Here is a 14,510-nt window from a genome sequence, read left to right on the forward strand (position 1 = left end):
TTAACGCTGAATCCACCGTCTTCTTGCAGGGTTACGTTTTTCCCACCCACGGCGTTCAAGCTCTGGTGTATTGGCATGTTGTTCTGGAAAACCAACACATAGGTAAGCCAGAAACTGCCAGTTGGGCTCTACGCTTAAAGTCGCATGCGCTTCCTGTGGGTTAAGGATAGAAACCCATCCTACCCCAACGCCGTGGGCCGTAGCAGCCAACCAAAAAGTGTGAATGGCCATAACGGCAGACCATGTGGTGGTTTGTGGCATGGTAGCCCGTCCAAGCCCACGTCCCTGTTGAGGATTGGTCTCACAAAATACAGCTATATGGTGAGGGGCATCATCCAGCCCGGCAAGTTTTAGCCGCGCATAACGCTGGGCGTCTTTTCCTTCTCGCCCCTCCAGTTCTTGCGTATTGCTGCGCATAAAGTTCTTGCGGATGGCATCGCGGCGGCTGGAATCATTTACCAGCACAAAACGCCATGGCTCGCTTAACCCGACTGAGGGTGCCAAGCAGGCTGTTTCCAGCAGTTCATCCAATACAGGTGTTGGCACGGGTGTTGTACGAAAATGCCGCACATCCCGCCGCCATATAAGCAGTTGCTCTAATTGGTTCTGAAAAGAAGGTGAGAAAAAAGGTGCTGTCATGCCTTTATCATGCAGCCAATAGCGGCCAGCAGCAACCCACCTATCAGAATACCACAAGCCCTGCGGTAAAGGATAAGGCCGCGCTCCAGATCATGTAGGGTGGCAGTTGTGGTGCCTTCTCCAATCCACCCATCATCAACCACAGTTCCTGCATAATTGCGGGGGCCCCCAAACTTTACGCCAAGGGCAGTGGCCAGAGCTGTTTCAGGCCATCCAGCATTAGGGGAGCGATGGCGGCTGGCATCTCGCCACACAGTGGACCAAATCGTGCGCCACTGGGTGGGGCGTGTGGATAGCAGGATACACAAAGCGGCCAAGCGGGAAGCTGGCAGGTTAATGAGATCATCCATTTTGGCAGCAGCCATGCCAAATGCAGCATAACGTGGGTTAAGATGGCCGATCATGCTGTCTGCCGTGTTGATGGCTTTGTAAAATACAGTTCCGGGCAAGCCGAGCAGTGCAGTCCAAAATAAGGGCGCGACAATGCCGTCGGAGAAGTTTTCTGCCAGACTTTCCAGTGCGGCACGCACAACGCCGGTTTCATCCAGTACGGATGTATCTCGCCCCACAATTTGGCTTACAGCTGTGCGGCCACCTTCTAATCCGGCCTGTTGAAGTGCTGTGGCAACTGCTTTGACATGCACCCACAAAGATTTCTGGGCCACCAGTGTACAGGCCGCTACAGCTTGCACACCAAGCATGAAAAGCGGCGGCAGAAACATATAACCGATATGGAGTATAAATATCGTAAGCCCGACGGGAATACCGACAAGCAGCAACAGCGCGAAAAAACCGGATATCCGGCGTGCTGTATCTGACCACTCTGGCCTGTTGAACGTCCGCTCCAGCCTGTTTATCAAGAAGCCAATCCACACAACAGGGTGGCTTATTGCAGCAAACAGCGGTGCAGGATATCCGCACAAGGCTTCCAGCCCCGCAGCCATGGCGGCAACGGGCAGGGTTATAGAAAAAGGATAAAGCAGCATGGCAGATGCAGGCGTGCGGGAAAAGCGGCAAGAAGGCAAGGGGTATCCGCCGCAACAGGCGCCTGCGGTTTCTGTGTTGCCTTCAAAATCTTCACCAGCATCAAGCCATATTCCTGCACATGGGGGGCAGGTGCAAAAAGTTATGCAGATGTTTGCAAACGCACCGCAACCATTTGTAGACCTTTCTACAGGTATCAGCCCTTTTGCTTATCCGGCAAAACTGCCTGATCTATCTGCTTTGCATACATTACCGGAGGAGGCAGAAGAAGCTGCGCTACAGATGGCGGCTGCGACAGCATATGGTGTTTCTGACCCCAGCATGGTGGTTGCAGGTGGAGGAAGCCAGAGCTTGATTGCTTTGTTGCCAAGGGTGCTAAAGGCAGAACGAGCGTGCATATTAGGCTCCACTTATTCCGGACATATGCAGGCATGGAAACAGAACGGTATTCCGGTATCCGAGGTGCCTGATTTCGCTCAGCTACAGTTGGCGGCACAGCTAAAAAACACGGTATGTATTGTCTGTAACCCCAATAACCCTGATGGGCGTTTGATAGGGGCCTCGCACTTGCTGGATCTGGCCAATATCTGTCAGGCAGCAGGAAGCTGGTTGGTGGTGGATGAGGCTTTCGCAGATATTACTGGTCAGAGTGTTGCATCTGCCTTGCCGCATCCAGCTTTGTTGGTTTTACGCTCTTTTGGAAAAACTTATGGATTGCCCGGGGTAAGGCTTGGGTTTTTGTTGGCTCAACCCAGTATGGCTGCATATGCACGAGATTTGTTAGGATCATGGCCCGTTAGCACCATTGCGCTGGCAGTTGGGTGCCAAGCCTTACAGGATAAGGAATGGTTAAAACAGACATCAAGCAAACTGTATGCTGCCAGTTCACGCCTGAAAAAATTGCTGACTAAAGCGGGCTTAAGCCATAAAGGCCAAGCTGTTTTGTTTGAGTTGGTAGAATGTGAACGCGCAGCAGACTTATGGCAGCATCTTTGTCAGCAAGGTATCGTAACCCGGATTTTTCCTTATAATGCGCACTGGCTGCGTATGGGGTTACCAGCTTCCGAGGTGCAATGGCGCAGGTTAGAAGCAGCTTTGCAGGCTTGGCATACGCTTTAATAAAAAAGCGCAGATAATGCCGTCATGATCGTACATTCGGTTATAACGGCGCAGGCACCCAGAATATCACCTGTGTAGCCACCAAGTTTGCGTTGTGCATATCGGGCTATCAGCAAAGCTACCGCCAAAGCCAGTAGAATAGGAAAAGCTATCAATGTCAGCAAACCTGCTACCGTAAGCGGTGCTGGCGTTAAAAATACTGTCAGTAAAATGCAAAGACAGATTATTCCCGCCAAAGCAATTGTTAGATTGCGCTGCGCCAGAGGGTAAAGTGATCGTGCCAGACCATCAGGCCGGGCCGGTGGAATTGTTTTTGTAACAACCAAAAATGCGCCACGTGCCAGGCAGCCAGCAATGCCACATATCAGGCAAGCCAGTGCGATGGAATGTATAGATGAAAGCACGCCCGCGCGTATTAAGATTGCCAAACATAAAGCCAGAACACCGTAACTTCCAATGCGGCTGTCACGCATAATTTCCAGCTTGCGTTCAGGTGTCATGCCGCCGGAGCTATCCGCGGTATCGGCCAAGCCATCTTCATGTAGGCCGCCTGTTACAAGAATTTGCATCCCTAAAGCTAAGCCTGCGGCTGCCAGGGGCGGAATATGGCTACATTGTAATATTGCGGACAGGCCACCGGTACATATTCCAATGCCTGCGCCAATAAGAGGCCAGCACCAGATGGATTGCGCCAAGGGCCAAGGAGCGGAACTGTTTTTGTAAGCAGGTGGCAACAGCCAGCCAACAGGTATGCGGGTAAGAAGCCCAACACCACAGGCCAGATGTAAGCGTAATGTATCTGGTATGAAAAGGCGGCCAGAAGAGGTCATGTTTTCTGGCTTACAGCGGCTTCTGCAAAAGTAGCCATACCTGTGTGGCAGGCAAGCGCTGCCCGTATGATAGAAACTGCAAGCGCTGCGCCGGAACCTTCTCCTAACCTGAGGCCCAATCCCAAAAGAGGTTCTAGATTCACATAAGAGGCAAGGCGATGCGTTTGTCCTGTTGTGGTCGCGCAATGTGAAAGGCAGGTATGGGCCAGCCCATCAGGGTGCAAGCGTGCAAGAGGTGCAGCCGCCGCCGTGCAAACAAAGCCATCTAACAGAACAGGTACGCTTTTATGCCTGGCAGCCAATGTGGCGCCCAATGTGGCTGCCAGTTCGTATCCGCCAACACAGCGCGCCGCTTCTAAGGGATCAGAACATGCTTGCCGATGCAGGCTAAGCGCTGCGTCAATAACTGCTGCTTTACGTTCCAATCCTGCATCATCCGCACCGGTGCCGCGTCCGGCCCAGATGATGCCGCGTTCCTTAAACAAAGCTGCTGTCAAAGTGGCTGCGGCAGTGGTGTTCCCAATACCCATTTCCCCCAAGCACAAGAGATCACAGTGGGATGAAACGGCGTTGTAGCCAAGTGCGACAGCTTGCAAAAAATTCTGCTCTGTCATAGCAGCCGCATGCGTAAAATCGGCCGTAGGTTGCAGATCATGCACAGGAATAACGTGTAAGGATGCGCCAACTGTTTTGGCTATCTGGTTGATGGCAGCCCCTCCGTTACGGAAATTGCTGACCATTTGAGCTGTAACATCAGAAGGCCAAGGGGAGATTCCTTGCTGCGTTACGCCGTGGTTTCCTGCAAAAACCAAAACCTGCACATTTTCCAGCTTTGGTGTGGCACGTTTCTGCCACCCCCCTAGCCAGCTTGTAAGTTCTTCAAGGCGGCCGAGGCTACCTTCTGGCTTGGTAAGCTGTTGTTCACGCTGGGCAATGGCGTTTTGGGCCATCTTATCTGTCTGCGGCAGGTTGCTACACAGGCTTCTGAGTTCCTGCATGGAACCAAGGCAGAGTGGCGCGTTAGAAAAAGAAGGAGATGATGGCATGCCGTTGATTTTGTGCTGTTATAAGGATGTAAGCAAACAAAAATAGTGAGGCGCATATACCATGAGTGTCCTATCTCTCAATCCAACAGAAACAGGGGCGCAGGGCACTGTTCTGATTTTGGGGGGCGCACGTTCAGGAAAGAGTGGTTTAGCCGAAGCAATGCTGACAGCCTTGCCTTCTCCTTGGATCTATCTGGCGACTGGTCGGGCATTTGATGCAGAAATGCAGGAGCGTATTGAACACCACAAGGCCAGCCGAACAGAGCAGGGTTGGCAAACGGTTGAAGAGCCGCTGGATATTGCATGGGTGTTAAAAACCTACGCACATCTGCCTGTGTTGGTAGATTGCCTGACCTTGTGGGTGACCAATATGCTGCTGGATGACCAAAATATTGAGGAGGCAACACACTATCTGCTGGAGGTGTTGCCGGAGCGCTTGGCCCCCACCATTCTTGTAGGCAATGAAGTGGGGTTGGGGATTGTGCCGGAAAACGCTTTGGCCCGCCGTTTTAGGGATGAGGCAGGGCGCCTGCACCAGCGGATAGCGGCGCAGGCAGGGCAAGTTGTTTTTGTGGCAGCCGGGCTGCCACTGGTGCTTAAAGGAAAATCTTTATAACCGTCAGCTATGTGTCAGCTTTCAGATTCTGAATGATCATGCAACACGCGGGGGAAGGCAACGGGGCTGCATAGCCCTAATGCTGTAGCCATTATAACAATACCAACAGCCATGGGCGGTAAAACAGAAAGTCCAGCTGTGTTCAAAATCATTCCGCCTGCAGCAGAACCAAACAAAATACCCACATTGCTGCTGGCGTTTACGGCTGCACCGGCAATATCAGCCGTTGTGGCGCGGCTACGGATAGCGCCAGACATAATAACCGGAATAAGAGCGGCATAACCGGCACACCATAGGCCAACAGCCGCAACCGCGCTCCATCCGCTAAGGAGAGAACCGCAGAGTGCACCCATGCCACATGCGGTAATCAGGCCAGCTACCAGCAGCCCAAGTGCCGGTTTGGAATCCACCATCTGTCCGGCAGCCCATAGCCCAAGAATACTCACGCCACCTGTAATCAACAGGGCAATGCTGAGCGCGCTTTCTGGCAACCCATGAGACATGAGCAGTGGTGAAACATAGGTGTACAGAAGGTTATGCCCCAAAAAGAACAATGTGTTTACGGTAATCACTACCGCAAAAACCCGAGCAACACCGGGGGTGCGGAATGAAGGGAGATGCATGGAGCTGGAGGAAGCCTCCACCTTGGGCAGAAAAAACGCGATGCATACGGTTAGAATGGCGGCTAAACCCGTAACCACCATCATGGAAACCCGCCAGCCTGCCAATTGCCCAATAGCAGCAGTGCCGGGAACCCCCAAAACAGACCCCAACGATGTGCCACCAAACACAAACGAAATGGCGCGCCCTGTCATACGAGGGGGTACCAGATGCGCAGCATAGGCAGAAACAATGGACATCATAAGCGCATGGGCAGCCCCGCCCACAGCACGGCCCAAGCATAAAATGGCAAAGGTAGGAGCCAAAGCGGCAATCAGATTAGAGGCGATATAGCCAATCAGAGCCCAAAGCATGAGTGTCTTGCGGTTGATTCTGGCTGTAAGAATGGTGAGCGGCACCGCCGCCAGTGCCACAACCAGCGCATATGCGCTTACGGCCAGACCAGCTTTACCTTCCGTAATATGGAAGGAGTTCGCCATATCTATCAGCAACCCTACAGGGGCAACTTCGCTGGTAATGGCCGTAAAAGTGGCGGCAAACAAGGCGCACAGCCCGATTATTGTCTGACCGGACAGGGTTTTGAAAAGCATGGGCTTTCTACTGATACAACTGAGGGTTTGAAGGATAATAGCCCTGCCGGATGGAACTGAACCGGGCAGGAGGCCATTATGCGCTGGGGTGTATAGACCTCTTTTTTCTTGCATGGCAGTACATAAAATGGTGTCAGCAAAAAAAATCCGGACAAAGGCTCCATGGTGGATGTCTGCCCGTTCTGCTTGAGAGATGTAGATGTCAGAAAAAGAAATACGCACGCAGCTGTTGGTGGCCGGGAAATGGCAAGATGCGGCAGATGGTCGCACCATTCCGGTAACCAATCCGGCTACGGGCCAGATCATTGGGCAGGTCGCTCATGCCTCCAAGACTGATCTGGAAAAAGTGGTTGCGGGCGCGCAGGCGGGTTACGAAGCATGGCGTAACCTTACTGCGTGGGATCGCTTTGTGATTATGCGCAAGGCGGCAGATCTGCTGCGTGAACGGGCAGAGCAGATTGGCCGTATTATGAGCGAAGAGCAGGGCAAGCCCCTTGCTCAAGCGATTATTGAAATTCAGGGTGCGGCTGGTGTTATTGAATATTTTGGTGAAGAAGGCCGCCGCCTAAATGATGAATTGGTGCCCCCGCGCGCCCCTTATGTAGAACAGCGTGTGTTGCACCGCCCTGTAGGTGTTGTGGCGGCCTTTACGCCGTGGAACTTCCCCATCAACCAGATTGCACGCAAGTTGGGTGCCGCTTTGGGTGCCGGGTGTGGGGTTATTGTAAAGGCCCCGGAAGATACGCCAGCTTCTCCGGCAGAACTGATCCGGTGTTTTTGTGATGCCGGTATTCCGGCGGGTGCGGTTTCTCTGGTGTATGGTGTGCCAGCGGAAATTTCTGAGTATCTGATTGCGCATCCGGTTGTGCGCAAGATTTCCTTCACGGGGTCTACGCCTGTCGGCAAGCATCTGGCCGCATTGGCTGGTGCGCAGATGAAGCCGGTCACTATGGAACTGGGTGGCCATGGCCCGGTTATTGTGTGCCCAGATGCAGATCTGGATGCCGCAGCCGAACGTTTGGCTGCCGCCAAGTTCCGTAATGCCGGGCAGGTGTGCATTGCTCCCACACGTTTCCTTTTACACAAGGAAATTGCAGCGCCCTTTATTGAAAAATTTAAAGCCCAGATGAGTGCGCTTAAGATCGGCAACGGTCTGGATGAAGGCGTTACCATGGGGCCATTGGTGAATGAGCGCCGCGTAAAAGCATTGACCGAACTGGTGGATGACGCCCGCCAGAAAGGTGCTGAACTTTGGCAGCCTGATATTTCCATGCCGAATGATGGGTGCTTCTTCCCCCCCACATTGGTGCTGAAGCCAACGCTGGAAATGCGGGTTATGCAGGAAGAGCCCTTTGGCCCGATTGCCATTATGGATGAGTATTCTGATCTGGCGGATGCCGTAAAGGAAGCCAACCGCCTACCATATGGCTTGGCGGCTTATGTTTACACGCGTTGTGAACGCACGGAGCGCCTGCTGGGCGAAAAGCTGGAAGCCGGTATGGTTGCTGTCAATCATCATGGTATTGGCGTGCCAGAAGTGCCGTTTGGTGGCATGAAAGATTCCGGTTATGGCACGGAAGGTGGGCCAGAAGCCTTGAAGGCACATACCATTACACGTTTGGTATCTGCTCTTCATGAAAAGCCTTCTTTCTAACACTTCAGTTTTTTTCTGAAGATTATGTAAAAAGGGCGGAGAGGTTTAAACCTCTCCGCCCTTTTTGGTGTGTGGTCTTACCAGCCTATATGTGGTGTGGCTGTTATTTGTCTTTATGGAACTGTGCAACCTGATCTGCTGTTACGTGCTGGTCTCCGCTGCCAAAGGTTGCCATCACATAATTCACGATCTTTGCAATTTCAGCATCGCTCAGACGCTGCACGTCTGAATGACCGCTAAAGTCTGGCATAGATACATCGCCTGCTTCGGTTTTGCGTTGCACCCCGTGCAGAATGGTCATGATCAGGTTATCTGGCCGTGCGCTGCCCACGGTTGAGTTATGGAACAATGAAGGTGCGTATTGATCCTTCGTGCCCGTACCAGTCTGGCCATGGCAGGCCGCGCAGTTGGCATCGTATGCGTGCTGTCCGTCCATTTCGGTCAGATCATCAATGCGGGTTGGGGCACTCTGGCGGATATCCAGCGCTTCTATAGCTTGGCCAAAGCTATCTCGGGCCTGATGTTCCATATCATCGTCCATAGCTGGAACTTGGTGAATATAAGTAGCTATGGCGTGCAGATCCTGATCTGTCAGGTGGCTGGTGCTGTGTTCCACAGCTTCTGCCATGGGGCCTGCGGCTTGAGCATGACCATTGGCATGGCCTGTTTTCAGGTAGGCAACAATATCATCTTCGCTCCAGTTGCCTATACCGCCGGTTTTGCTGGTGGTGATGTTGGGTGCGTACCACCCATCAAGCGACGTGCCAGCCAGATATCTGTCCTGCTTTTCACTCAGCATGAAGTTACGTGGCGTATGGCAGGTGCCGCAATGTTCCAGCGCATTGGTAAGATACTTGCCGCGGCGTAGCGGATCATATGTGCTGGAATCTCCGCTTTCTGGCTCTTCCTTGGTGGTTACAAAGTTCCAGGCCGCCATTGCGCTGCGCATATTGGCAGGAAACACCAGCGTTGTTTCTGCCGGGGTGCTGGCAACTGGTTTTACGCTGTGCATGAACCACATATAAAGTGCATGCACATCCTGATCTGTCATGCCCGCGTAAGAAACATAAGGCATAACAGGGTACAGGTAAGCACCATCTTTGCGCACACCGTGGCGTACGGCCTGTTCAAAGTCCTGCTCTGTGTATTTGCCAATGCCGTGCTCTGGATCTGGCGTAATGTTGGTGGAAATCACATCACCCATAGGTGTTGCAATTTTTAGGCCGCCAGCAAATGGCTGCGAACCGGGCTTGGTGTGACAAGCAATACAATCTGATGCCGTGGCAATATAAGCACCACGGTCCAGAACAGCCTGATCCGGGGCTGCATCTTCTGCATGGACAGGTGGCTGGATAAGAGCGCAAACGCCAAGCACCGTGCCTGCTGAAAGAAGGGTGCGCAAGGTTTTGGAAAAATCAGGCATGAGCAAGTTCTTTTTTCAGCGTATCGGCAACACGTAGCGCCAAGGCAGCTACAGTCAGGGTGATGTTGCCGGTGCCAACGGTTGAGAAAACCGAGGAACTGGCAATAAACAGATTGTCATGATCATGCGTTCGGCAATGGCCATCCACCACGGAATCCTTGGGATCTGCGCCCATAATGGTGCTGCCTGCGGGATGATCCTGCGGGAAGTAGCCCGGTGTCCACTGTTCATCCGTGCCGTGCATCAGTTTGATAAGGTCGCGGAAAACATAGCGTGTGTGTTCACAACTGCGCACAGTGTATTCGGGCAGCTTATAGTACACTTCTGGGTGCGGAATCCCCAGAATGTCCTTGTGATCTTTGCTGAGTGTCAGACGGTTGTTGGGGTCTGGCAGAGCTTCGTTATGGCTGAACAGTCGCACAGTGTGTGAAGCTAGGTAACGGATCTGTTCTTCCAGTTCCCGGCCAACGTACCCTTTGGAAATAGCTAACTGGGTAGCCAAATCCACTTGGTTATCATCCACCATGTGAACAAGGTAGGCTCCACGGTCTGAGCGCCAGTTTCCATCACGGAAATTGTCGATCACGTTGGTTTCCAGCGGCCCACGGCCCGGCCACAAGGCTTGATCGCCACTGATGAAGGTAACCTGTACACCGGTATGATCCATCATGTTGCGGCCTACATGGCCGGAACTGTTGGCAACACCATCCGGGCTTTGTTCATCAGCAGAAAGCAGCAGCAGTTTAGCTGTTTCAATGCAGTGCGCAGCAATAACAAAATATTTGCCCGTAACACGGTGTGACCCTTTGTCGGGGTCAAAGTAATGCACGGCGGTTACACGCTTGTTCGCGCTGTCTCGCTCAATCTTATACACCACAGCGTTGGGGATAAACTTAGCCCCGGCGGCTTCTGCATGGTAAACGGAATAGCTGCCGTTATACATGGCCCCGATAGGGCAGATGGGCATGCAGTTATTATGCCCTTCGCACGTTGGGCGGCTATCATACGGGCGGGTGTTGCGTGCCTGTGGTTCGTGCACCACGCGCCACGGCGTTTTTTCCTGGATCAGCTTACGGAATTGCTGTGCAGCGTAGGAAATGGGCAGTGCATCCATAGGATATGGCTGCCTGCGGGGAGACCCAAGATCTTCCACTGCGGGATCTGGCCCGCAAACCCCCATCATGACTTCTGCCTGATAGTAAAAGGGCTCCAGATCATCGTAAGTCAAAGCCCAATCGCGGCCCTGACCGTAACGTGTTTTGAGTTCAAAGTCTGATGGTAGGTAACGCCATGCGCACCCAGCCCAGTGCCATGTGGTGCCGCCCATCATACGTAAGTAAACCTGCTGATAGGCTTCGGCATTTGGGCCGGAGGTATGCAGATACTCGTTAGGGGTTTGCTGATCAGGCGGATGCCGTGCCCAAGGCACAGCCGGGAATGGCCCCTGATAAGAGGGTTTGTTTTCAAGGTTGCGGAAGTTTTCTACAAAATGCTGGCGGTCAACACGTGGGCCAGCTTCCAGCACGATGACGGAAATACCGGCGCGTGCCAGTTCGTTGGCAATAGAACTACCTGCAACGCCTGATCCTACGATCACAACGTCGGCTGAAAGATTTTCTTCGGAGGGCATAAAGCGGGGTATCCCGTAAGATCAGGTCGGTTCGATAACAAGGGCGGAAGCAGAAAGTGCAGGGTGCCCTTTTGGGCGTGCAACTTCTGGTGGCTTGCTTGTCCAGTAGAATGGGCCGCCTGTTGCATAGGTTTTGGGGTAAACGGCATCCTTGGTGATGTCGAACATCAGGGCGGAGCGGTAAACCACCACTTTGCCATCCGCAATACCTCGGTACCAGCCGGTCAGAATTTCGTGGATGACATCTTTAAGTTTGGGATCAGATTTTTCTGCTGCATGAGCAAAGGCAGATGCCGTCGTAAATTTTTCTCGCTCTAGTAGAGTATGCAGGGCGTTAAGTTTATCCTGCCGATCTGCATTGGCATGCACAATATTGGCATATAGGGCCGCACCAATCTGGGGGTTCAGTGCATCTCTATCTGTCAGTCTCTGGGATATCTGCATAAAGCGAGAGAGGTCTTCAGTGTTTGGTGTAGCAGGCGCGGTATCAGCAAGGGCTGCACCCGTTGTGCCTGCAACAGAAAGACCAATACCACCTAAAAGCACATCCCGACGGGGCATGCGCAACAGTTTATTCAGGCGCATGGCGTTAGGAGATGAACACCACTCCGCCACAGGCCGCCCCTCGTGCGTTTGTCTCATTCTTCGGATTCTCCCTACAAAGCCGGGCTCCGCCCTGTCGGAATGAAACATTGCGGAGAAATATCGAGTTCAAAATTACAGGTAGTTTTATAGGGACGGCCTGAGCTTGCAAGCTGTTGTAACGGAATAATAGGTTATTTCATGCTTCGTTGAAGCAGGTATGCTTAGGGGTTAATGCGGCAGTTGTTGCCTATACGACCATGAAACGGCTGCCAGGTATCTGTTCTGCCAAAGAGTTCCAAACCTAAAAAACCATGCAGTTTCAGGGCACCATCTTCCGCTACCCATATAATGGCATCGTAAGTATTTTTGCTCTGAGGATCAAAAATATGACCTTTCCAGTGGTCATGCCGGTCTTCCATGGGATGGAAGCCTTTGAGCATCTGAAGGTTACATTCTGTTTTTCTACGGCCAGAAGCTTCTTCATCTTGCGTTAGGTTTAACCCTACAAGGTTCCCACACATTTTATCGCCACAGGTGTGGATATTGAATATGCCTTTACCGTCTTCCGTAATCCATTGCCCGGTTATGGCTGGTGTGGAGGCGCTTTCTGCATGAGCGTTGGAGGGTATGCTGCTCCATGCAAGAAGCAGTGCTGTTAAAAATGAGCTAAAGGCATGTTTATGCATGTTACTGCCTGTTTTGCCGCTGCCGGTTCATCCCGCCCGGTGTGATGTGCCTGATGGAGGCAGGTCTCCTGGCTTGGGGATATGGTATGTCAGACCTTTTGCCTTCCCAGCCGTATTTATCGGCCAGTGGCTAGCCGTGACCGGCAGCAGGTCAAACCTCCCCTTACAGTTGCGGGAGCAGCTGCCGACTATGAGATTCTGCTTCAATTTGAGGCAGAAATCCGTGCACGGCATTCCCTTTCAAGCCGCTTGCGCAGCACCATCCATCTGTTCGAATATATATTCTAGCAATAAGCAGGTTTGGTGCCAGTATGAGAAAAGCAGGGCAGGTGAGATGTTTTTGCGCCCCGCTTTGTCTTACAGGGCAGCAATAACCTTAAGCCCTGCCAGAATAGCATTGGGAATAACCGAGGTTTCTCCGGGGCGCATCATGTATTCAAACTCGGGTGTAATAACCAAGCCCGGTGTGACGGGAATGCCGTAATATGCTTCCAGAATTGCAGAATGCGTTTGTGGCCCATTGATATAGGGGCCAAGGGGAACGCCCGCAGCTTCCTGCATACGCTGCCCATAGGCCAAGCGTGGGCTGAGTTGGTAATAGGAATACATGACGCCCAGCCGATCCAAAGGCCGGTGGGGGATAATACCCAAAAGGGAAGCCCCTGCGTAGAACTCGTTTGAGAATGTGGAGTTACTTGGCGTGTTATGAATGAAGCCAGCTAGCACATATCCGCCAGCCATCTGATGTTCGCCATGGCTGCGATACACCATCTGGTCCGCCTCTATATAAAATGTATCACGCGGTTTGAGCTTGTGCGGATGCACAGAGCCCGCAAAAGCGGCGGGAATGGTGCCGACCATATCGGGGTAAGGAGATGTGTCATGCCCAAAACCAATTTTGTAATGGCCCGGAAGCTTGCGCGTGCCAAAAAACGGTTCCCACGTTAACTCAATGGGAGTTTGAATACCTGTATAAGGCTCATCGCCCCATGCCCAACCTGTATTGTCACGTGCTTTGGGGCCTATGCGATAAATACCAGTGCGCAGGATAAGATCATGCGTTGGCCGAAAGCGCACTGTGCCTCCCCATGATGTTTTGGGGTAAACGCTCCAACCTGCCGGTTCTCGTATAGCCATGGGGGCAGAGCACATGGTCATGAATGTGCACAGTAAAATAGAAGTAGAATAGGTGTGTGTAAGTGAAATGCGCCCGACATTGATATTGATACGGTTGTGGAGGAAAGATTTTTCCAGATACAGATCGGCAAGGCGGGCCGCCGCAGGGCCGTGAATGCTCCATACTTCTGTAAGAAGTACATTTCTTTCCCCAACATGATCCCAACCGACTTGTCGGCCTTCACGGTTCATAACAATGCCATGCAGGTACCACCCTTGTAGCGGATTCCAACCGGTGAGCTTACCGAGATCAAATAACATGCTGGCACGAATTTCATGCGTATAATCCATACCTTTTGAAAGACCGCCAGCAAGGTTGGCCATACCTTCACCTTTATATGTTAACTCAAAGGTAAAGCCGCGTTCACTTAGTCTGTCGCGCCAAGGTTTAAGGCCTGGGGCCAGATTGCCAAAGGCCTGTTCAGCAACAAAATACCCCGCACTGATATCCTGCCTGCGTAACGCTGTATTATTATGGTTTAACAGATAGGAAAGGCTTTCAGTATCAAACAGAGCGTCCAGACGTTCTTCAGCTATCGGGCGCTTATGTTTTTTCGGTATCTCGGCGTTAACAATAGGTTTTGAAGAAAATTCTGGTTTCTCAAAAGACTTAGCAGTTTCATTCTGTTGAGCGCGCGCAGAGGTGGCGTGAAAAGCAATATCAAATGTGAAAAGAACTGTCCCGACATAAAGCAAACGAAGAACGGATAAACACTCTTGCTGGTAGCGTGATGTTTTTTGTTCTGAATTTGAAATGATATAAGTTGAGGGCATTGCCCGATCCTCATGGCGCAAGAACGGCCATTGCGTACAAGTGGAATGCAGCAACGGCACATCTCTGAAACAAGGGAAAAGAAATACGAAGATTAAAGGGAAAGGTGGCTGGTTGCTTTCTCTTTAAAAAATAGATT

Annotated in this window: 13 protein-coding genes and 1 riboswitch; of the genes, 3 read left to right on the top strand and 10 right to left on the bottom strand. The window is 52.1% G+C overall.

Annotation, left to right across the window (positions count from 1 at the left end):
• Positions 1 to 639 carry a 5,6-dimethylbenzimidazole synthase gene (bluB, locus tag ACP7IZ_RS09350; RefSeq protein ID WP_426848865.1) on the bottom strand — a complete coding sequence of 213 codons (639 nt, stop codon included), beginning with the start codon at positions 637 to 639 and terminating at the stop codon, positions 1 to 3.
• Positions 636 to 1,625 (bottom strand): adenosylcobinamide-phosphate synthase CbiB, encoded by a 990-nt coding sequence (cbiB, locus tag ACP7IZ_RS09355; protein ID WP_426848866.1) that lies wholly within the window; start codon positions 1,623 to 1,625, stop codon positions 636 to 638. Before cbiB ends, bluB begins: the two co-directional genes overlap by 4 nt.
• On the opposite strand from cbiB, the gene cobD reads away from it, so the two are divergent.
• A complete protein-coding gene (cobD, locus tag ACP7IZ_RS09360) occupies positions 1,624 to 2,742 on the top strand; it encodes a threonine-phosphate decarboxylase CobD (RefSeq protein ID WP_426848867.1) in 1,119 nt (372 codons plus the stop codon). The genes cbiB and cobD overlap by 2 nt on opposite strands.
• On the opposite strand, the gene cobS is transcribed toward cobD, so the two are convergent.
• Both cobS and cobT read right to left on the bottom strand, forming a co-directional pair.
• Complete coding sequence (gene cobS / locus ACP7IZ_RS09365) at positions 2,739 to 3,572, bottom strand: adenosylcobinamide-GDP ribazoletransferase (RefSeq protein ID WP_426848869.1); 834 nt, start codon at positions 3,570 to 3,572, stop codon at positions 2,739 to 2,741. The two genes, cobD and cobS, sit on opposite strands and share 4 nt — an antisense overlap.
• Positions 3,569 to 4,618: a nicotinate-nucleotide--dimethylbenzimidazole phosphoribosyltransferase gene (gene cobT, locus ACP7IZ_RS09370; protein WP_426848870.1), complete on the bottom strand. Its 1,050-nt coding sequence runs from the start codon at positions 4,616 to 4,618 to the stop codon at positions 3,569 to 3,571. The genes cobS and cobT overlap by 4 nt, the downstream gene beginning before the upstream one ends.
• A gap of 61 nt (positions 4,619 to 4,679) precedes the next feature.
• On the opposite strand from cobT, the gene cobU reads away from it, so the two are divergent.
• Positions 4,680 to 5,234, top strand: a complete 555-nt coding sequence (cobU, locus tag ACP7IZ_RS09375; RefSeq protein WP_426848871.1) for a bifunctional adenosylcobinamide kinase/adenosylcobinamide-phosphate guanylyltransferase — start codon at positions 4,680 to 4,682, stop codon at positions 5,232 to 5,234.
• Positions 5,235 to 5,248: 14 nt separating this feature from the next.
• Here the strand turns inward: cobU and ACP7IZ_RS09380 are convergent, their stop codons facing one another.
• Complete coding sequence (locus ACP7IZ_RS09380) at positions 5,249 to 6,559, bottom strand: MFS transporter (protein WP_426848872.1); 1,311 nt, start codon at positions 6,557 to 6,559, stop codon at positions 5,249 to 5,251.
• Positions 6,560 to 6,644: 85 nt separating this feature from the next.
• Between ACP7IZ_RS09380 and ACP7IZ_RS09385 the strand changes: the two genes are divergently transcribed.
• Positions 6,645 to 8,099 (top strand): NAD-dependent succinate-semialdehyde dehydrogenase, encoded by a 1,455-nt coding sequence (locus ACP7IZ_RS09385; RefSeq protein ID WP_006117325.1) that lies wholly within the window; start codon positions 6,645 to 6,647, stop codon positions 8,097 to 8,099.
• A 103-nt stretch (positions 8,100 to 8,202) separates the two neighbouring features.
• Here ACP7IZ_RS09385 and ACP7IZ_RS09390 read toward each other — a convergent pair whose 3' ends face one another.
• From ACP7IZ_RS09390 to ACP7IZ_RS09410, 5 genes are all read right to left on the bottom strand, one after another.
• Complete coding sequence (locus tag ACP7IZ_RS09390; RefSeq protein WP_426848874.1) at positions 8,203 to 9,522, bottom strand: c-type cytochrome; 1,320 nt, start codon at positions 9,520 to 9,522, stop codon at positions 8,203 to 8,205.
• Positions 9,515 to 11,152, bottom strand: a complete 1,638-nt coding sequence (locus ACP7IZ_RS09395) for a GMC family oxidoreductase (protein WP_089179530.1) — start codon at positions 11,150 to 11,152, stop codon at positions 9,515 to 9,517. Before ACP7IZ_RS09395 ends, ACP7IZ_RS09390 begins: the two co-directional genes overlap by 8 nt.
• Before the next feature lie 21 nt (positions 11,153 to 11,173).
• Positions 11,174 to 11,845, bottom strand: a complete 672-nt coding sequence (locus ACP7IZ_RS09400; protein WP_426848875.1) for a sorbitol dehydrogenase family protein — start codon at positions 11,843 to 11,845, stop codon at positions 11,174 to 11,176.
• Positions 11,846 to 11,958: 113 nt separating this feature from the next.
• The gene (locus ACP7IZ_RS09405; RefSeq protein ID WP_426848877.1) at positions 11,959 to 12,423 is read right to left on the bottom strand and encodes a DUF2147 domain-containing protein; all 465 of its coding nucleotides are present in this window, start codon (positions 12,421 to 12,423) and stop codon (positions 11,959 to 11,961) included.
• Positions 12,424 to 12,464: 41 nt separating this feature from the next.
• A riboswitch (cobalamin riboswitch) is annotated at positions 12,465 to 12,703 on the bottom strand.
• Positions 12,704 to 12,780: 77 nt separating this feature from the next.
• Positions 12,781 to 14,373, bottom strand: a complete 1,593-nt coding sequence (locus ACP7IZ_RS09410) for a carbohydrate porin (RefSeq protein WP_426848878.1) — start codon at positions 14,371 to 14,373, stop codon at positions 12,781 to 12,783.
• Between the last annotated feature and the right edge of the window lie 137 nt (positions 14,374 to 14,510).

This window comes from Acetobacter sp. AAB5 (genome assembly GCF_050106715.1).
Classification (GTDB): domain Bacteria; phylum Pseudomonadota; class Alphaproteobacteria; order Acetobacterales; family Acetobacteraceae; genus Acetobacter; species Acetobacter oryzifermentans.

Bases quoted from the DNA above. Each gene is read 5' to 3' on its own strand.
- ACP7IZ_RS09390 (WP_426848874.1), bottom strand. From the start codon at position 9,522: ATGCCTGATTTTTCCAAAACCTTGCGCACCCTTCTTTCAGCAGGCACG.
- ACP7IZ_RS09410 (WP_426848878.1), bottom strand. From the start codon at position 14,373: ATGCCCTCAACTTATATCATTTCAAATTCAGAACAAAAAACATCACGC.
- cobU (WP_426848871.1), top strand. From the start codon at position 4,680: ATGAGTGTCCTATCTCTCAATCCAACAGAAACAGGGGCGCAGGGCACT.
- bluB (WP_426848865.1), bottom strand. From the start codon at position 639: ATGACAGCACCTTTTTTCTCACCTTCTTTTCAGAACCAATTAGAGCAA.
- cobD (WP_426848867.1), top strand. From the start codon at position 1,624: ATGGCAGATGCAGGCGTGCGGGAAAAGCGGCAAGAAGGCAAGGGGTAT.
- ACP7IZ_RS09400 (WP_426848875.1), bottom strand. From the start codon at position 11,845: ATGTTTCATTCCGACAGGGCGGAGCCCGGCTTTGTAGGGAGAATCCGA.
- cobT (WP_426848870.1), bottom strand. From the start codon at position 4,618: ATGCCATCATCTCCTTCTTTTTCTAACGCGCCACTCTGCCTTGGTTCC.
- cobS (WP_426848869.1), bottom strand. From the start codon at position 3,572: ATGACCTCTTCTGGCCGCCTTTTCATACCAGATACATTACGCTTACAT.
- ACP7IZ_RS09405 (WP_426848877.1), bottom strand. From the start codon at position 12,423: ATGCATAAACATGCCTTTAGCTCATTTTTAACAGCACTGCTTCTTGCA.
- ACP7IZ_RS09385 (WP_006117325.1), top strand. From the start codon at position 6,645: ATGTCAGAAAAAGAAATACGCACGCAGCTGTTGGTGGCCGGGAAATGG.
- cbiB (WP_426848866.1), bottom strand. From the start codon at position 1,625: ATGCTGCTTTATCCTTTTTCTATAACCCTGCCCGTTGCCGCCATGGCT.
- ACP7IZ_RS09395 (WP_089179530.1), bottom strand. From the start codon at position 11,152: ATGCCCTCCGAAGAAAATCTTTCAGCCGACGTTGTGATCGTAGGATCA.
- ACP7IZ_RS09380 (WP_426848872.1), bottom strand. From the start codon at position 6,559: ATGCAAGAAAAAAGAGGTCTATACACCCCAGCGCATAATGGCCTCCTG.